The 19,139-nt window shown below is 50.1% G+C and carries 15 protein-coding genes; 13 read left to right on the top strand and 2 right to left on the bottom strand.

All coding sequences use genetic code 11. The annotated features are described in order from the left end of the window. Nucleotides 1-143 precede the first annotated feature (143 nt). The 3 genes from AB1757_30670 (at nt 144) to AB1757_30660 (ending at nt 5,437) form a co-directional block, all read left to right on the top strand. The gene (locus tag AB1757_30670; protein MEW6131432.1) at nt 144-362 is read left to right on the top strand and encodes a hypothetical protein; all 219 of its coding nucleotides are present in this window, start codon (nt 144-146) and stop codon (nt 360-362) included. Between the two features lie 296 nt (nt 363-658). Continuing rightward, nucleotides 659-4,042 (top strand): TonB-dependent receptor, encoded by a 3,384-nt coding sequence (locus AB1757_30665; protein ID MEW6131431.1) that lies wholly within the window; start codon nt 659-661, stop codon nt 4,040-4,042. A 324-nt stretch (nt 4,043-4,366) separates the two neighbouring features. Further along, nucleotides 4,367-5,437, top strand: coding sequence for a tetratricopeptide repeat protein (locus AB1757_30660; protein ID MEW6131430.1), 1,071 nt, complete (start codon nt 4,367-4,369; stop codon nt 5,435-5,437). A gap of 79 nt (nt 5,438-5,516) precedes the next feature. Here the strand turns inward: AB1757_30660 and AB1757_30655 are convergent, their stop codons facing one another. Continuing rightward, nucleotides 5,517-8,981, bottom strand: a complete 3,465-nt coding sequence (locus tag AB1757_30655) for a S8 family serine peptidase (GenBank protein MEW6131429.1) — start codon at nt 8,979-8,981, stop codon at nt 5,517-5,519. Between the two features lie 210 nt (nt 8,982-9,191). Between AB1757_30655 and AB1757_30650 the strand changes: the two genes are divergently transcribed. From AB1757_30650 to AB1757_30635, 4 genes are all read left to right on the top strand, one after another. Beyond that, nucleotides 9,192-9,458: a hypothetical protein gene (locus AB1757_30650; protein MEW6131428.1), complete on the top strand. Its 267-nt coding sequence runs from the start codon at nt 9,192-9,194 to the stop codon at nt 9,456-9,458. Nucleotides 9,459-9,540: 82 nt separating this feature from the next. After that, nucleotides 9,541-9,861: a hypothetical protein gene (locus AB1757_30645; protein MEW6131427.1), complete on the top strand. Its 321-nt coding sequence runs from the start codon at nt 9,541-9,543 to the stop codon at nt 9,859-9,861. A gap of 24 nt (nt 9,862-9,885) precedes the next feature. Continuing rightward, the gene (locus AB1757_30640; GenBank protein MEW6131426.1) at nt 9,886-10,884 is read left to right on the top strand and encodes a M28 family peptidase; all 999 of its coding nucleotides are present in this window, start codon (nt 9,886-9,888) and stop codon (nt 10,882-10,884) included. Between the two features lie 4 nt (nt 10,885-10,888). Next, entirely contained in the window at nt 10,889-11,941 is a 1,053-nt protein-coding gene (locus AB1757_30635) for a 3-isopropylmalate dehydrogenase (protein ID MEW6131425.1), read from the top strand. A gap of 253 nt (nt 11,942-12,194) precedes the next feature. Here the strand turns inward: AB1757_30635 and AB1757_30630 are convergent, their stop codons facing one another. Then, nucleotides 12,195-12,878 carry an LON peptidase substrate-binding domain-containing protein gene (locus AB1757_30630; protein ID MEW6131424.1) on the bottom strand — a complete coding sequence of 228 codons (684 nt, stop codon included), beginning with the start codon at nt 12,876-12,878 and terminating at the stop codon, nt 12,195-12,197. Between the two features lie 47 nt (nt 12,879-12,925). Between AB1757_30630 and AB1757_30625 the strand changes: the two genes are divergently transcribed. From AB1757_30625 to AB1757_30600, 6 genes are all read left to right on the top strand, one after another. Next, nucleotides 12,926-13,555 (top strand): ribonuclease HII, encoded by a 630-nt coding sequence (locus AB1757_30625; GenBank protein MEW6131423.1) that lies wholly within the window; start codon nt 12,926-12,928, stop codon nt 13,553-13,555. Nucleotides 13,556-13,648: 93 nt separating this feature from the next. Then, the gene (locus AB1757_30620) at nt 13,649-16,888 is read left to right on the top strand and encodes a tetratricopeptide repeat protein (GenBank protein ID MEW6131422.1); all 3,240 of its coding nucleotides are present in this window, start codon (nt 13,649-13,651) and stop codon (nt 16,886-16,888) included. 122 nt (nt 16,889-17,010) lie between these two features. After that, on the top strand, nt 17,011-17,367 hold the full coding sequence (locus AB1757_30615) for a hypothetical protein (protein MEW6131421.1): 357 nt from the start codon (nt 17,011-17,013) through the stop codon (nt 17,365-17,367). Further along, a complete protein-coding gene (gene thiE / locus AB1757_30610; protein MEW6131420.1) occupies nt 17,309-17,971 on the top strand; it encodes a thiamine phosphate synthase in 663 nt (220 codons plus the stop codon). The genes AB1757_30615 and thiE overlap by 59 nt, the downstream gene beginning before the upstream one ends. Beyond that, the gene (thiD, locus tag AB1757_30605; protein MEW6131419.1) at nt 17,943-18,734 is read left to right on the top strand and encodes a bifunctional hydroxymethylpyrimidine kinase/phosphomethylpyrimidine kinase; all 792 of its coding nucleotides are present in this window, start codon (nt 17,943-17,945) and stop codon (nt 18,732-18,734) included. Before thiE ends, thiD begins: the two co-directional genes overlap by 29 nt. 200 nt (nt 18,735-18,934) lie before the next feature. Continuing rightward, nucleotides 18,935-19,132 carry a hypothetical protein gene (locus AB1757_30600; GenBank protein ID MEW6131418.1) on the top strand — a complete coding sequence of 66 codons (198 nt, stop codon included), beginning with the start codon at nt 18,935-18,937 and terminating at the stop codon, nt 19,130-19,132. Nucleotides 19,133-19,139: the final 7 nt, after the last annotated feature.

Genomic DNA, 19,139 nt, shown 5'->3' with positions numbered 1-19,139 from the left:
CAAGCGAATTGGCAAAAGTGTTATGATGCATCGAGACCTTCCTCCGGTTCTGTGTGGTTTTGCAACTAACAGAGTAACCGAGGGAGGTCCTTTTTTTAATTGTCAACCGACTTTGTTACAGCCCTGTGGGAATTGCCGCTTTCTTGAAGAGTAAAGCGTCAGCTAGAAAAAGCGCCGGTTTTGCTTCTCCACATCGCCTGCCTGTCGGCATTTCAGTGAAAGCCATAAGGAGCATTATGAATTTCGCGACTTTCCCCTTTCAAATGATTGATGCCGGTTTATCGGTTGGGGAGTATGTAGATATTTCCAGTTTTTTGGATAAATTCCATAATCATGAAAAGAATCAACCAAAGGGTGATTAACGGTAAACCGCTCAAGTTTAGTAATCGGGCAGGTTAACGCTTTTGCCGAGATTGGGTCTATGATTTGCTTTTTGATGAACTGCCTAAACAGAAAATGAGAAACAATAATTTTCTCACTACTAAAATAATTTGCTTGGTGTTGGCAGTGAAGGCATAAGGCAAATCTAACCCGTGTGTGAGACCCTAACTCACTTCTAAAAACTCCATGTCCTTTAATCAAACAAACGCAAGGACACTGCCTGAGTAAAAATAAGCCCACTTCACTACCAGCTTTAATCGTCATAGGAGGTTCAGGTATGAAGATTAGGCACAGGAAACTGAAAGAACACCTGACCGGTTTTCTGGCGTTGGCTCTGGTGTTTATGATGACACCCTGGTCAGCTTTCGCACAGACCGAAACCGGACAGATAACCGTCAAAGCCTCTGACCCGCAAGGAGCCGTAATCAGTGGCGCGACGGTAACTATCAAATCCGTAGAGCGCGGCACACAACAAACATTAACAACCAATGATGAAGGTCTGGCGGTTGCGACCAATTTACAACCCGGACTTTACGAAATCACTGTACAAGGGGCAGGCTTTGCTCCCAATACTCAGCGCGCACAAATAACCACAGGCGCGAAACTTGCAATTGAAGCCACGCTTTCCGTGACCGTTCAAGGTGAGGTCATCAATGTCGTAGCGGGCGAGGGTGGCGTCGAAGTTAATACCCAGACGCAGGAACTATCGGATGTGGTTTCCTCTACGCAAATTCGCGAATTGCCGACGCTGACGCGCAACCCTTATAACCTGGTGGCGCTTTCAGGGAATGTCTCGGAAGGCGACCCGCAAAATCAAACCATGCGCGGCGCGGGTTTTAATATTAACGGTCAACGTTCAGCAAGCACCAACATCTTGCTGGATGGCGGCGAAAACGTCGATACCTTTACTGCTACTGTCGGGCAAAGCGTACCGCTCGATTCCGTGCAGGAATTTCGCGTCATTACCAGTAACTTTTCCGCAGAATACGGTCGCGCCACGGGCGGCATCGTCAATGTCACGACGCGCGCCGGTACGAACGATTTTCATGGAACTCTGTTTGAATTCAACCGCGTGTCGGCTTTAGCATCCAACGATTTCGACAGCAACGCTCGCGGTTTCGATAAAGATGTGTTTACACGCAACCAGTTCGGCTACTCGATTGGTGGCCCGATTCTCAGAGAAAAACTGTTCTTCTTTAACAGCACGGAATGGATTCGGGTGCGCAGTCAATCTTCGCAATCGGTGTTTGTTCCGGCAGCGGCATTAATCAATGCGTCGAATGCCAGAACCCAGGCAATCTTCAATCTATTTCCGCTGCGCGCCGGCGCAAGCGTTGGCAATATTTTGACCGTGGGTGATGTCGTGGGTGAACTCGGCATCGGTGCTGGCGCTTTCGCTTCATTGCCGGCGGGACTGCCGGCATTTCAGGAAGTGCGGTTCACGACGCCTGCTGATGTCGGCGGCGGATTGCCGCAGAATTCCTACCAGACGGTTTTGCGTATTGATTGGAACGCCACTGATAAAACCCAGCTTTATGGTCGCTATGCGCTTGAAAGTCAGGATTTCTTTCCCGGCACCAATGCCTTCAGTCCATTTGCCGGGTTCGATACCGGGGCTGCCAATTTCAACAATAATTTTCTGCTCAACCTGACTCACACCTGGACGCCGACGCTGGTATCGCAAAGCAAGCTGGTGTTCAATCGCTTGAACAATGAACAGCCGCTCAATGCCGACCAACCGCCGACGCCGACCTACTTTTTCCGCACCAATGTGGTGCTCACCTTAGCCGGTTCGGCGGTTGCCTTACCGGGGTATTTGCCTTTCTCGCCCGGCAGCGCCATTCCCTTTGGCGGGCCGCAGAATTTCCTGCAAGCTTATCAGGATTTGAACTGGACGAAAGGCAACCATCAATTGCGTTTCGGCGGTCTTTACATTCACATCCGCGATAATCGCACCTTCGGCGCATTTCAAAATGCTGTCGCCGGGTTTGGCACCACCAGCACGACGACCGGTTTGAATAATTTCGTAGAAGGCAATCTCAGACGCTTGCAAGTGGCGATTGACCCGCAGGGGCAGACCACGCCCGGCGCGCCAATCACCTTGCCGGTTTCACAACCCAATTTCAGCCGCAGCAATCGCTACCATGAGTGGGCAACCTATTTTAATGATGCCTGGCGCATTCGCCCGACCATGACTTTGAATCTCGGATTGCGCTATGAATATTTCGGTGTGCAGCACAACGCCATCAGAGAACTGGACTCGAACTTTTATCTTGGCGCTGGCAGCACCCTACAGGAGCAAATCAGAAATGGTTCGGTGCAACGCGCCATTGATAGTTCGGTGGGCGCACTGTGGAATCCCGACCGTAACAATTTCGCCCCCCGCATTGGCATTGCCTGGGATGTGTTCGGCAATGGCAAGACCAGCGTGCGCGGCGGTTATGGCATGTCGTATGAACGCAACTTCGGTAATGTCACGTTCAACGTTATCCAGAACCCGCCGGGAACCGCTGTGGTGACCATTGACCCGGGCGCACCGGGATTCCCGACCATTCCTGTACCGACCAGCAATTTCGGCATATTCACCGGTTCAGGAACCGTTGCGTTGCCGGGGTTGATTAACGTTCGTCATGTTGATGAAGACATCGTCAATGCTTATGCCCATTTCTGGAGCGCGGCAATCGAACACGAACTCTTCCCGCGCACCGTGGTTTCGGCAGAATATTCAGGTTCGGCTGGTCGAAAACTTTTCGACTTAACGAATGATAATCGTATCGGCTATGCTTTCCGCTTCTTTGGTGAAGAACCAACGGCGAGCAATCCGAACAACCTGCTCAACAACCGCTTTTTCCCGCTCAATACGCGCAGCAATCGCGGTCGCTCGAATTACAATGCCTTGATTCTCGCGATGGATAGCAGCAACCTGCGTGAGTGGGGATTGCAATTCACGGCGCGTTATACCTGGTCACACGCGCTCGATAATTTGAGTTCGACGTTTAGCGAATCGAACAACAACTTTAACCTTGGGGTGCTTGACCCCTTTAATCCCAACCTGGATTATGGCGCGGCAGATTTTGATGTGCGCCATCGTTTTGTCGCCAGCGTCAACTGGTCTATCGGCGGCAATCGTCCGATTGGCACGGGATTTTTGGATCAGGCATTTGGGGGTTGGACGCTCACAGGCATTTTCAATGCGCGAACCGGAACGCCGTTTTCGATATTCGATTGTTTCAATGCAGCGGAAGTCTGCCCGCGCATCGTACCGACTTCGGCAATCCGCTTTACCACACCGGGCAACCCGGCATCCAATCCGAGTCCCAACGCTCCCAATAGTTTCAACCTGATTGACCTGAGCAATCAGACGCCACTTGACCCGACGGTTCCCGAACTGGGCATCACGGATTTCAACTTCTCATCGGCGATGACCGGACGCAATGTGTTTCGTGGTCCCGGTTTCTGGAATGTCGATTTGGGAATTTATAAAAACTTCCGCGTGACCGAAGGCACAACCTTGCAATTTCGCGGCGAGGTTTACAACATCTTCAATCACGCAAACCTGTTTGTGAATGGCGCCAGCACCGAGCTTTCTTCAGGCACTTTTGTTGAAGGATTCCGACAAGGGCGTCGCAACGTTCAATTGGCTTTGAAGTTTATCTTCTAACTTTTCCGGTCAAGCGAAAATCCTTCAGGGGAATCCATCACGGGTTCCCCTTTACTTTTTGCCCGATTGACGAAGTTTCTAAAAACGCAGATTGTTTTTGAACAGTAAAAGTTGACCTGCGGATTGCGAGGATGATGCTTATGTTTTTGCAAGCGGCATTTCGGTGTTATAAGAACACTGCATTATCTCGCCTGAGCAGATTGATTCAAAATCAACCGCTCGCTTTACATTTGATGGATTCCGGCTTTGTGATATTATCCGCGCACCTTACTCATTTTCTTCTCAGCTCATTTTAATTTAAGCGTTTTGGCATAAGGAGGCGTTATGGTTTTCTTATCAAGAAACCCGTTTTGTATAACGTCCGTTTTGGGCGAAAGAAAAGTTCTCGTTTCACTGTGCGCGGGGTTGATGTTGATGTTGGCTTCGTCTGTCGCCTATGGGCAGATGGGCGGCATCGATACAGACCCGGGCGACCCCGGCACCGGCGGCAAAAATCAGATTCAGGGAACTATCTATTATCCGGGCGGGCGACGGTTGGATGTGCGCGCCAAAGTCAGGTTGAGGAGCCTGGTGGGAGCCGAACAATTCACTCTGGCGGATGAAAATGGCGCGTTTACTTTTCGCCGTCTGCAAGGCGGCAGTTATGTCATCACCGTTGATGCCGGGAATATGTTCGAGATGGCTTCGGAACGGGTGGATATTATCGAACCGGCACGACGACGCCATGACCCCGGCATGGTTTTAACCGTGCAGATTAACCTCCAACCCAAACAACATCTGCCGAAACCTGTGGGAACCATTGCCGTCATTCCCGATGAAGCCGTAAAACTTTATAACGAAGCCTTGGAACTGGTGAAAAAGGGCGACAATAAAAAAGCTATCGAACAACTCAACGCCGCACTGAAAATCTTTCCCGATTATTTTGCCGCGCTCAATGAACTCGGCGTTCAACACATGCGACTCAAAGAGTTCAATAAAGCCGAAGGGTATTTTAAAAACGCCACTAAACTTGCGCCCGATGCCTTCACGCCGCGATTGAATTATGGTGTTTTGCTGGTGCAGATGAAAAATTATCCGAAAGCCGTCGATGAGCTATACAAGGCTTTGCAAAAGAATGCTGCGTCGGCAATCGGACATCTTTATATCGGGCGGGCGCTGGTCAATTTAGGCAGTTATGATGATGCGGAAAAGTTTTTACAGTTAGCCGTAAAATACGGCAATGATAAAGACGAACTGGCAGAGACGCATCGCTATCTTGGCGCGGTTTATATCGAACGCCAGCAGCATCAAAAAGCCGCCGATGAATTGGAAAAATATCTCTCACTTTCACCGGACGCAAAAGATGCCCATAAAATCAGCGACATTATCAAACAGCTCCGCGCTTCGGGTAAATGAATGCGTGAAAGTAAATCTCTGTCCGTAGTCCGCGTTGATATAGTTGATACTTCTCAAGCGCCGGCTACTGACCGAGAGATTAACGACACTCGACGCTATCAGCCGTGAGTTTGATGTTATCGATGTACCAGCCTCTGAATCCGTCGAGGATGCCGGTCGCCTGATCAAACCCTGCGGCAAAGCGCAGGCGAATCCGTTTGCCCGCAAATTCATCGAGGTTGAGAACGACCTGAGTAAACACGCCGGGTCGTCTGCGCGATGTCCAGGCGAAACGGTTGCCGAGCGGATTGGTCGAGGCGCTGGTGACTCGACCATCATAGCCGCCGACAATCGCCCGCGACCCCAAATCCAGCCAGGTTACGCCGTCATCGAGCGAATACTCCATCACGCCGCCATCAAAGCCCGGCTCAAAATCCAGAATGTGATAAAACGACAGGCGAACATTGCCCGCATTTTCAGGAATGGTCACAGGTTTTTTCATCATCAAGGTTGCCAGAATCTGGTCATTGGCGATTTTGCCCGGATCAATCGCATTGTAAGATTGCGTGCCGCTCAAGCCTACATTCGTCGCCGTTGAAAACCCTTTTTTCGGTTTCCACCGCACTCTCGCGGAATCGACATCATCATCAATCAAGACCATCTGCGACGTGGCGCGACCAACCATCGCGCGAAATGGCAAAGTGATCACGCCAAGATTGGTGGTCAGTTTCAATTGCAATTCGGCAATCGAACCGCAACGCAAATTATTCGGCACCTGAATGGTAAACGGTGTGTCATTGCGCGTTGTTGAATTTCCGGCAAGCACCGGAAAAGTTGCGGCGCTCGCGGTCGTCGCGCCTGTGAAATTGAGAGTCGCTGCCGTAATGGTTGCCGCAACCGTTGATGTGTTGCGAACCCCTAAAGTAATTTCAGCGGTTTCACCGGGAATTAAAGCGCGGTCGGTCGCGCCGCCGTTGTGTATGACGCTCACATCATCAAGCGTGACATCGTTGACCACTTCGGTTGCTGTAGAGAGAATCGGCACCGGCGTTTCGCGACCGTTGGTAACCACCAAAGCAAAATCCTGGTCTAAAGAAATATCGTTGAATAGTGCCCCATCGCCGGCGATGACGGTTGGCAGAATACGAATCACGAAAGTGCCAGTAGTGCCTGCCGGGAGTCGCACGCCTTGCGCGTTGTTGAGAAAATCTTTGGTGCCGCCGGACTTGGAATACTGCCCCGCGAAAACATTGCCGTTAAAGGTGACGCCGCCTACGGTCACTTCGAGATTGAGTTGATTGACGTAAGGCGCGTTCGATAGCGCAGCGCCCGGCGCATCCGTATAGGTGAGCATTACACGGAACTCTTTGGTCGGGTCGGTAATCACGCCGGAAATTTCAAACGGCGTGCCGCCGCTTTGGGTGAACAGATGGGCGTCCTGGTCATAAATGATGCGATCAACATTTTCAAACATTCGCGCCACATTCATCAGTCCCCAACCTTGTTTCGCGCCCGGCAAATTATCGTTGGCATCTTTGCCCGTCAGATAAGTTGTCGAATTGAGCAACAAGGCTTTTACGAGAGCCGAACTCGGTTCAGCGCCGCGCCGGTTTTTGAGCCACTGAAACGCAAGAGCTGCGCCACCCGCGACGCTTGGCGCGGCATGGCTGGTGCCGGACGACCAGGTGTAGAGAGTTTGCCCGCTCGGAAAATAGCGGTCGCAAACGCCGATGTTCGCGATGGGTTTGGTGGCATAGACGCTGTCTTGTGTGACTACGCCGGTGATATGCGAACCGGGCGCAACCAAATCGGGTTTGGCGCGTCCGTCCTGCACGGGTCCGCCGGATGAAAAATCGGTGACGTCCTGGGCGTTATCCGCAAGCGTTGCGCCGATGCCGCAACCATCGGTCAACGGGTTGCCGCTCGCATCGGTGGCGCGAAACCCTTCGCTTGCGCCAACCGAAATTACATTTTTAGCAGTTGCCGGCATGGCAACTGACGCCGAACTTTTTCTGCCATCATTGCCCGCCGAAAAAACGATAATCATGTTTTCATAACTGGCGGTGCTGGTATCGACATCGCGCGCCAATAAATCAAATGTGCGGGCGTCCGAATCATAAAGATTGCAAATCCCGAGTTCCAAATCGCAGGTTCCCCAACTGTTATTGCTGATTCTTGCGCCGCCGTTGTAAGCATCAAGAATGTATTGCGCGTAAGAGAGCCTTGAAGCGAATTCGCCATCATCATCGAATATTTTGGTGACGCCGATGCGCGCAAAAGGCGCGACGCCGAGACCGTATTGAAATCCCAATGCATCTTGAAAACTGCTGCCGCCAGTCACATTAAACCCTGCGGCAATCGAAGCATTGAGCGTGCCATGTCCATCCGTATCGCGTGTGGGATTGGCGGCTTGAGTATTGGTGAAATCGTGCAGGTAAGCGACGCGCGATTGTCCGAAAGCATCGAGAAAATCCTGATGCGAATTAACCGGTGTGCCTTTATCGAAACCCGAATCGGCAATGTCGATGGCAAAATCGAAGTTGGCATTGAAACCGAGTCCGTTTAAAAAGGTCAGGTAACCGGGATTGGATGGACGCGCGACTTTGATATTGTTGATGGTCTCTTCGGTCACTGAACCGGCAATGATTTGATTGGCGCGTTCATCGTGCATGCGAACCTTTGCGGTCGGTTCGATAAAAACGACTTCGGATAATTTTGCGAGTTCCGCCATCCGGTAAGATTCGGCGCGAATTTTCATTTGAATAGTTCCGGCAATTTGAGTTTCCGGCATAACCACGGTTTTCGCGACGGCTTTGATTTTTTCAAGGGTGTTGCTGGTTTCCGGCGCATCGACCAACTCAATCGCAAAGGTGCGCTCGGCAACCGAATTCAATTCGATATGGGCATCGAGTTTATAAAAAGGATGAAACGCGCCTTGCCATTGAATCACATCGGTTGAATGGAGTTTGCGAACCCCTGCGAGTTGCGACTCGCTGGCATAAATCAAATAAGCATTGTTCGGAATATAGGTGACCAGTTTTGCGCCGGTCGCTTGAATTCGTTCAATTGCATCGGGGGTCGGGGGACCGAAGAGTTGCACCAGATGAAGACTATGCGAACTTTGTTTTTCTTCCCGCAGGTCGCTGGCGATTTGCGGTTCGTTGGCGGTTGTATCAATTTGCCCGCGCCTGAGCATAATTAAATTCATATCATCGCGAATCTGAATTTTTTCTAATCGTTGACTGTCGAGCGATGACAAAGTTTCATTGGATATTTCAAGCAGGGTGAATGCCCCATAATTTTTGGCTTTGCGCGCGGCTTTGGTGGCAATCAAATGGCTCGCAAGCGGCGCGTCAATGGCAGACACCATCACTTTGTGAAGCGCGCCGGGGCTGCGATAAGTTAAAGGTCTTGCCGGTAAAGCATTCGATTTTTGCAAGCCGCTTTCCGGTTGTTGTTTGAACCGCTGGGTTGCGGTGTTTGAAGATGTGTGCCAGATGCCTGAAATCATCATCGCATAAACCAACGATGCGACGATGCCAATCCTCACTGCTGTAACTCTCATTAAACGCGAACCTCTTGAACGATATGATAAGTTTACGAGACTACAACTTTACCTTATGAACCAAACATCGCAAAGCGGCGAAATGCGAGAAAACATTTGCTTGACCGTGTTCGTATTTTCAAGGTAGCCTCAAATGTAACATTGAGGCGAATCGAAAAACGAAATGTTCCTGATAGTTTTCGATGCAAAGGTTTATCGGAGGTAAAAATTATGAGTTCTCATGAAGAAACACAAAGCGGCTCTGCCTGTGATTCACAGGAAACCCGTGAAGTCCGTCGGGTCTTTTCGGCAATGCCGTTAGAGCAACGGGTAACCGCGCTCTTTCAAGTGCAGTTTGATTTGGTTGCAGATGTGATTGAAGGCGCGGCTTCAACGGTATCAAAAGTTCTCGATGATGTCGCAAAATCATTTTCGAGTTCGACAACCGCGACCGGAAGTTCAGCAACCGAGGAACCCCCTTCGCCCGCGAATCCTTAAAATAAAAAACATCAACCGGCAAGCCCAGGTGATATGCAATCCGGTTATCAGTTAAAAAACAGATGTTCATGGAGGAGCCAAAATGTCCGACAACCTTTTTAAACTCATTGTCAGATTCAGCAACGGCGAACAATTCAACTACGTAACGCGCGATCCGTATCCGGCAAGCGGCATTTCCGCAGACACCCGCTATGCCGTCATTTCATCTTACTCCTATCATAATGCCGAAGAATGCCTGGATGTGATGCTCGTCAATTTAAGCGATGTGGCATTTATCAAAACCGAAAAAATTTCTCTGGAAGATTTAGCATCCGAACGGCGCACCGCCGGTTTACGTTCAACTGCCGGGGCAAATCAGGATGATAAATTGCCCAAGGCGATTTCCACATTGAAGTTTATTTGAGCGTTACTTTTTGCGAGGACAGATATGAAAAATCCTACAATTTCGAGAGAGAAGTTGTTAGCTGTTTTTGTGCTGGTTTCGTTTGTGTTCGCCATCGCCTGCCAGCAACAGGTTGCTTCGATTACCAATTCAGCAGCAGAATCGAAAGCCGAATATAAAGATTCCGCTTTCGATGCCAAACGCGCTTTTGACCACATGAAAAAAGTAGTTGATTTTGGTCCTCGCCCATCGGGTTCCCCGGCAATTAAAAAGACTCAGGAATACATTATCAATGAACTCCGAAGCTATGGTTTGAAAGTCATGGAAGATGATTTTCAAGGTAAAACGCCGAAAGGCGCAATTTCCATGAAAAACATCTTCGCCGAACTGCCCGGCGAAAAATCGGATGTGGTGATTATCAGCGGTCATTACGACACGAAAATCCTTGCCAATTTCGTTGGCGCTAATGATGGCGGTTCGAGCACCGCAGCCGTGTTGGAAACTGCCAGAGTGCTTGCTGGCACCAAACCCGAATACACCTTGTGGTTTGTTTTCTTTGACGGCGAAGAAGCCGTGGTTGAATGGACGGGCGACGATAATACTTACGGCAGCCGCCACATGGTTGCGAAGATGAAAGCCGACGGCACGCTCGGTAAAATTCGCGCCATGATTTTGTATGATATGATTGGCGACAAACAGTTAGACCTCAAACGCGACGGTCAATCATCGAAATGGTTGGTGGATACGATTTGGCGCACCGCGGCGCAGACTCTGTATGCCAAACATTTTCTTGGCAATGAAACCTATATGTCGGATGACCATGTGCCGTTTGTCGAAGCCGGAATTCCCGCCGTTGATTTGATTGATTTCAATTATGGACCTGACCATACCTACTGGCACACCGCCCAGGACACCCTCGATAAAGTGAGCGGCGAAAGCGTCAAAGCTGTCGGCGAGGTGGTGATTCAATCTTTACCCGAAATCTATAAACAGCTTGATGCGCGGGCTGCCAACAAACCTTCCACACCCAACAAAAGTGAATAAACCCATGAAGAGAGTTGCCGTCATTGCGGGCGATGGCATCGGCCCGGAAGTAATTCGCGAAGCCGTCAAGACCGTCGAACTCGCCCGTGAACGTTTTGCCTTTGAACTTGAATTAGTTCATTTCGACTGGAGCGCCGATAAATATCTGGCAACCGGCATCTCGATGCCCGAAGGCGGGCTTGAGATGTTACGAAGCGAATACGATGCGATCCTCACCGGCGCATTCGGCGACCCGCGCGTCAAAGACAATAAACACGCCGCAGACATTCTGCTCGGCATGCGTTTCGGTTTGGATTTATACATCAATCTGCGCCCGATTAAATTGATTGATGCGAAACTCTGTCCCTTAAAAGACCGCCAAAAAACTGAGATTGATTTTGTTGTTTTCCGGGAAAACACCGAAGGGCTTTATACCTTTATGGGCGGCAATTTCAAAAAAGGCACGCCCGATGAAATCGCTACGCAGGAAGAAATCAACACCCGCAAAGGCGTCGAACGCATCATCACAGCGGCGTTTGAATATGCCCGCGTGAGCGGTCGCAAGCGTGTGACGATGAGCGATAAATCAAACGTGCTGACTTACGGGCACGACCTCTGGCAGCGGGTGTTTCGAGAGGTCGCGGCGCGTTATCCCGAAATCGAAGCCAATCATTTATATGTCGATGTGCTGACCATGTGGATGGTCTTAGACCCAGCGCGTTTTGATGTGATTGTTACCAATAATTTATTCGGCGACATTGTGACCGATTTGGGCGCGGCTTTGCAGGGCGGGTTGGGAATGGCGGCATCCGGTAACCTTCATCCGGGCAAAGTTTCTTTGTTTGAACCCGTGCATGGCAGTGCGCCGCAATTTGCCGGAAAGAATGTCGCGAACCCTGTAGCCGCGACGCTCACTGCTGCAATGATGCTTGATTACCTCGAATTTAAAGACGCCGCCGCCGCCATCGAATCCGCCGTCGAACAATCGGTCATTGCAAATGAAACCACCCAGGACATCGGCGGCAAATTTTCTACGACTGAAGCAGGCGATGCGATTCGGAAATACCTCAACGAATAGTTTCGTACAGAAAGCAGAGCCACATCGCTCTCTAACCTGGAGCGGTTTGCAATTGAATGTAGGGGCTTGTCCCTGCCCGGATCGCTCGATTCAATGAATTGCCTACAGCTTTAGCTGTAGGACAAAAGGGAACCAAAGAGATTGGCTTTAGCCAAATTGTTTTCAAGCCTCTTTCCCATCCAGCTAAAGCTGTAGGCAATTCATGAAAACCCATTCAAGCGACGGCAAATCACTCAACCTAACCTTACTACCTTCATTGCAGTTTTCCATGACCGTTGGTCTTGGCGCGTTCCTGCATTTGTAAACGATTGGTGTAATTTGCAAGCGTATTATTGATGTGTGTGCGTAAACGCATCAGGCGGATTTTCGTTGAAGTCATTTCCAGAAGCGATTGTTTGATGTCGTTTTCGAGAGGCAAAATCGAAGTCATCAAAAATGAGAAGGATTCCGGGTCGTCGGGCAAATCGTTACTGAGAACGAGTCCCGCTTCATCCAGTTTTTTTGCGGCTTCCAATAATTCCTTGCCCGGCGTTTTCAAACTTTCGTACAGGTGGGTCAACTCTTCGTCGGCTTCCAGTTCATCGGTGAAGGTCTCTATCTGGGCAATCAGAAACGGCAACATTTGATTGTAGCCATTCACGCGATAGCGAATGATGCCGGTGGAAATCAAATTCAATCGCCCGTCTTCGAGCGGCATCACCGCATTGATTTTCGCCAGGCATCCGACGCTGCCAACTTCAGGAACCGTCTCTTTGCCGATGTTCGCATTATCTCTGAATGAGAGTCCGTACATTCCCTGATTCTCTATCGCATAACGCATCATTTCTTTGTAGCGTTCTTCAAAGATGTGTAAGGGCAAAACCGCACCCGGCACCAACACCGTTGCCAGTGGAAAGAGCGGCAGCGCATCGGGCGCTTCAAAAGTTTCTGATTGCATATTCGGATTATAGCATCAATGGCGGTTTGTGCTATAACTGACGCCTGATGAAATGCGGCACGAAACTCGAAAAGCAACTGCTTGCGGAAGGCTACCGATTGATCGCAGGGGTTGATGAGGTCGGACGCGGGGCGCTTGCCGGTCCTGTGGTGGCGGCGTCGGTGATTCTCAATCTCAAAGATGTGCCAAAGGGAATTAACGATTCCAAGCAGCTTTCCAAAGCCCGGCGCGAACGATTAGCCGAGGAAATCAAGTCACGCGCCGTAGCCTTTTCGATTGCCCGCGTGGAACCCGATGAGATCGATAAAATCAACATTTTACGGGCTTCTTTGCAGGCAATGGGCGAATCAGTAAAACTATTGAACCCCCCCAGTGACTATGTTTTAATAGACGGGAATCAAAGGATTTCGCAGTTGTCCTGCCCCCAGCGGCCAGTGGTCAAAGGCGACAGTCTTTGCGTTTCAATTGCCGCCGCCTCCATTATCGCCAAAGTGGCAAGAGATGAGTTGATGAGAACCTATGAAGAAATTTATCCGGGTTACGGATTTGCGGCGCACGTCGGTTACGGTACGCGCCTTCATCAACAGGCTTTGACCAAACTTGGACCGTCCCCCATTCATCGAATGACCTTTCAAGGCGTCCGATTCTTGCAACTGTGTTTGACTATCGAGGAATAATCATCCCTTCGTGTTGCTGTCGTTAGTTTACCCCCGCGTGTTGCCCTCAATGAGCGGAAGAGAAGAGTCTGAGGTTTAGCCTCTGGAGGGTGTATGTCTCTTAATAAGTCGAAAGCCTTACGCACGGCGGAAAAATATGTTTTGCAGGGAAAGATTCCCGCCGCGATTGATGAATACCGCAAAGTCGTCGATGCCGATCCATCCGATTTAACCACCATTAATACGCTGGGCGATTTATATGTTCGTGCCGGAAAAATTCAGGACGCCATTAAAAATTTCTCGCGCATCGCCGATAGCTATCGTGAAGGTGGCTTTACCCTAAAAGCCATCGCTATGCTCAAAAAGATTTCCAAGCTTGACCCGACCAGTATCGATACGTCAATGAAACTGGCGAACCTCTATTCCCAACAAGGGCTTTTGGTCGAAGCGCGACAACAATACCTGCAAGTCGCCGATGCTTTTGCGCGCAGCAATCAATCGCACAAAGCTTTGGAAGCTTATCAGAAAATCGCCGACCTCGACCCGACCAATACCAGCGTGCGCATGAAACTCGGCGAAATTTATTCGCGTGAAGGTTTGATGGAACAATCGCACGATGCCTTTGTGACTGCCGGTAATGAATTTCTGCGCAAGGGAGAATTTGAACAGGCGCTTACCGCCAATTTAAAAGCCATCACCGCCAATCCTGAAAGCCGCCAGGCGCTTACGGCGCTTTCGACGATTTATTCACAACAGGGAAGACCCGAACAAGCGATCAATCTTTTATGCGAAGCTTTTGAAAAAAGCCCCGGCGATGTCGAATTGCTGACCATTTTAGGGCGTACCTATTTAACCGCCGGATGGATGGATGAAGCCGAGCGCACCTTCCTGAGCCTGGTAGAACTCGACCGCACCCGTTATCACTATGTCATCGAAGTGGCGCGAAAATTTTTACAGGATAATCAATTTGACCGCGCCGCCGAAGCCCTCGATGGCTGTCTTGATATTTTGATTTCCAAACGCGAAGAGGATAAAGCCATTGAATTTATGCGGCGTATTCTCGACCGCAGCCCGAATAATGTCACGGCGCTCAAACGTCTGGCGCAAATTTATCTGCGCATTCGCGATGAACAGAACCTGATTACCGCGCTCCATATTCTTGCCGATGCCGCAACCGCTCAGGATAAACGCGACGATGCCATCGTCGCGCTCAAAGAGCTGGCGCGACTTGAACCCGGCGACCCGACCCATTTGCAGCGGCTTGGTGAATTTGGCATCAATGAACTCACGGATGTAGACGCCTCGGACATCACCGGCTCGTTGAAATCGTTCGGCTATCGTCCGCCGGTTGAAGATGACTCTTATGTCTTTCGCCAGATTGCCGAAGCCGAAATCATGGCAGGGCACGGCGATGTCAACAAAGCGGTCGAAATGTTGAGTGCCGTCATTACCCAATTCCCCGATAACATTCAGGTGCGGTTGAAATTGAAAGATATTTTTCTGCGCGCCGGGATGATGAAAAAAGCTGCCGATGAATGTCTGGTGTTGGCGCGCATACACCAATCGCTTGGCGAATCAGCGCGTGCCAGCGATTACCGCGCGGAAGCCAAACAACTCAATCCCTTGCTTGAAGACCTCGATGAAGAGGTGGTCAGCAATTCGGGAAATTTATCAGCGGATACCGGCGAAAACAGTTTCGGTTTTGATTTCGGCTTTGCCAATTCGCAACCTCTGGCGCAGGATGCCAATGAAGCCGGTTTCGCCTTTCAGGAATCAGCAAACGATATTGTTACAGATGACCCGATTGCGGCATTCGGATTTCAATCGCCAACAGGGTATGAATCGGCAGGCGGTTTTGATTTACAAGGGTCAGCAGATGATTGGCAGATGGAAGAACCCCCATCCGGCAGTTATGGTTTCGAGGCGGCGTCGAAAACGCCAAACGCCAAATCGCAGGATGATTGGAGTCCGTCAAGCAATGACAAAAATTCCGGCTCCTTCCGCTATTTCGATACCATCGTCAGCGATAAAGGCGACGTCAGTCCCGTCGAAAATCTTTTGTTTAAGGCAACCGGCGATTTGCCGACCGATACTATGCCGCGCGCTTTGCGTGATGAACTCGAAGGCGTCGATTTTTATATTACGCAAGGCTATGTCGACATTGCTCAGGACACGCTTGAGCGATTGTTGTCCGAATATGGCAATCATCCCGAAATTCTCTCTCGTCGCAAGAAACTCGTGCATACGGCTTCACTGCTCGGCATGAATATCAGTGAACCTGCGGTCGAAGAAGCGACGCCGGCGTATACCAACGGGCAGTCACCGACCGGCGAACTGGCTTTGGATTTGGATGACGCCTTTGGTCTCAACGCGCAACCTGAGTCGGGCGGTTTTGATTTTGCCGAACCGGTGACCGAGACAAGCGATACCGAAGCCGAACCCTTCCTGATTCACAAAGAATCCGGCGCGCTTGATGAAGATTTAATGGTCAAATTCAACACCCGGGATTTGCAAAAAGATTACGAGTTGATGCAATCCTTGCAGCAACCTGCTGAACCCCTGGCTGTCAGTGAGACGCCGCCGCTGGAAATGCCGACAGTTGAGCGCGCAGTAGAAAATGATGCGATGGCAGACCTTTTTGATGACGAGATGCCGATTGCTCAGGAAGCCTTTGTATCAGAGATTTCAGCGCCGCCGGTTGCCGACAATGTTTTAGACAGTGATTCGCCGTTTACCGGTTCTCTGTGGCAGGATGCGCCGGAAGCCGAATTGCCGCTGCCAATTTCTCCGCCGCCGGTGCAACCGGTAGTTGCGCCTGTGGAGACGCCACCCGTTGCGCAGGTTCAAAATCCGGCGTTTCAACTGGAAGATTTGCTGGGACTCGATGGCGAAGAAGAAGAAGACAATGAATTGCAGCGCATGGTCAGCGATTTCATCGAACATTCCGGGGCGATTGCCGAAACCCAGGACTATGAAACGCATTACAATCTGGGTCTGGCTTACAAAGACATGGATTTATTTGATGATGCCATCGAACAGTTCCAGATGGCTTTTCGCATCGCACCCGATGGCAACATGCGAGAAGAGCATATTCAATGTTGTCATATGCTCGGCGTCTGCTTTAAACAAAAAAACATGCCCAAAGTTGCGGTGATGTGGTTCAAACGGGGCTTGGAAATTCCCCATAGTAAAGAGGACGAATATCAGGCGCTCCGTTATGAAATCGGGCTGTGCTATGAAGAGATGGGCGAGGTCGATAAGGCGCTCGATACCTTCATGGAAGTTTATGGAAATAACGTCAACTACCGCAATGTCGGTGAAAAGATTAAAAAATTGCAGATGAGTAAAAGTTAGAATTTCGGATTGCGGATTGCCAATTAAGTTGAGAAGATAAATTTTCAATCCTTGATTGAACGGTTCAAATTTACAATGATGATTTTCCGGTAAACTGCGTAACCGGCAATCGGCAATTGATCATGGCTGCAAAACTGACAATTATTTTTTTCATTTTAATCTGCTTTGAAATCGGTTTGTTGCTCACCATTTTGCCCTGGCTCGGCTATCCGAACTGGGGCGAAAATTACCTCCTCTTTCTGCTTGCCGATAAACTTCCGGGTGTCAGTAAATTTATGGCGAGCGGCTTTGTGCGCGGCGCGGTGAGCGGACTCGGATTGCTCAACATCTGGATTGGCGTGATGGAAATTATAAACTTCAATAAAACCGTGCAGTTTTTTCAAAGCGAAATACAAGGTAAGGAAGTTGATTCAAGGATATTTGAAACCCCTGCTTTACTTGATAACCGACAGACAATTACTCCCGCAGAAAAAGAGTAACTCAACCTTAGACCACCTCATCGAGTTCATCGCCGGAGCGTTTGCTGCCGGAGTTGATCTGGCGCAAATACGCGAACGCGACCTCTCAACCCGCGAGCTTTTTTTTCTGACCGAACGGGTTGCCAATCTTGCCCGAAATTATCAAACCCAGGTGTTAGTCAATGACCGTGCAGATGTTGCTGCTGCCTGCAATGTGGGTGTCCATTTAACCACTCGTTCGATGCCTGCTCAGGTTGTGCGACAAACCTTTGGCGACGCGCTGCTCATTGGCGTTTCGACGCATACGCTTGCAGAGGCGCGCGAAGCCGAAGCGGGTGGGGCAAACTTTGTGGTCTTCGGTCCGGTTTTTGACACGCCGAGTAAAAGAGCCTATGGATTGCCTGTGGGCGTGAGCGCTTTGCAAGAGGTGTGTAAAGAGGTGCAAATTCCTGTGCTGGCGCTTGGCGGCATCAAATTGGAAAACTATGAACAAACGCTTCAGGCAGGAGCCGCTGGCATTGCCGCCATCTCGCTGTTTACCGAAGCGGAAGATTTGTTTAATTTAACCGGCAGAATAAAAGGAAGTGGCAGACTTTATGAACGTGATGACCATAGCCGGGTTTGACCCGTCGGCGGGTGCCGGAACCCTGGCAGATATTAAAACCATCAGCGCCTTTGGCTGTTATGGACTGGCGGCAATCACCAGTTTGACTTTTCAAAATACCCAGGGGGTTTTTGGCGCAGAACATCAATCCGGGCAAACCGTTGCACAACAGGTCAACGCTCTGTTTGATGATTTCGAGATTGCCGCGATTAAAACCGGCATGTTGCCGACCGGTGAAGTCATCGAAGCGGTCGCAGGAATTTTATCCAACCGACTTGTCGCTTATGTGGTGGTTGATCCGGTCGTGCGAAGCACCAGCGGCTATGATTTGATTGATGACCAAGCCTTGCAGTCGTTGATTGAAATACTTTTTCCGCTGGCTACGGTGGTGACGCCAAATAAAGTTGAAGCCGAGCGCATCACGGGAATCGCCATCCTCGATTCAGACACCATGAAAGCCGCTGCCGTAAAAATCCTTGATTTCGGCGCAAAAGCCGTCTTGGTGAAAGGCGGCGATATGGCAGGCGATTATGCGACCGATTTGTTGATGGATGCAAATGGCGCAATATTTTTCAGAGAGCCACGCATTCATTCCACGCACACCCACGGCACCGGTTGTACGTTGAGTTCGGCGCTTGCCTGTTTATTAAGCCTCGGCTACCCGCTGCGCGAAGCCGTTCCGATTGCCAAAAAATACATCGTTGAAGCCATTCGCCATGCGCCGGGCATCGGTAAAGGACACGGACCGCTCAATCACTTTCCGCCCGAATTTGACATGGCTTGACGCCTGGCGTCCGATGAAATCGTGCAACAATTCTTGTTAAGTGTTGCACAGCTTTGTGAAGTTTTGACTAACGCCTCAACCTTTTCTCTGATATACTCTGAGTCCCTTTCTGTGATGGGTTGCACCGGTAAAGCATTCAGCAAATTTCCCTGTGATAAACACCGCCAGCCTCACTAGGCCACCAATTGTGAGAATAATTTATGGAACCCGCTAAACCCGGAGACTGGTCAAACGATTTGCTAATCAAAAAATGTCTTGCCAACCCGCCGGATGAACTGGCCACGGCTGTAACAAAGTCTGAATTAGCGCCGCAAGATGAGCTTGAGCCCTTCAAGCGGTTGCGCACTATACTTTCTTCTCGCATCCGGCAGGTACTTGAAGCCTTGCCTTATGACTAAGCCGATG

Source organism: Acidobacteriota bacterium, from assembly GCA_040754075.1.
GTDB lineage: Bacteria > Acidobacteriota > Blastocatellia > UBA7656 > UBA7656 > JBFMDH01.
This window is presented reverse-complemented; position numbering and strand designations above follow the sequence as displayed.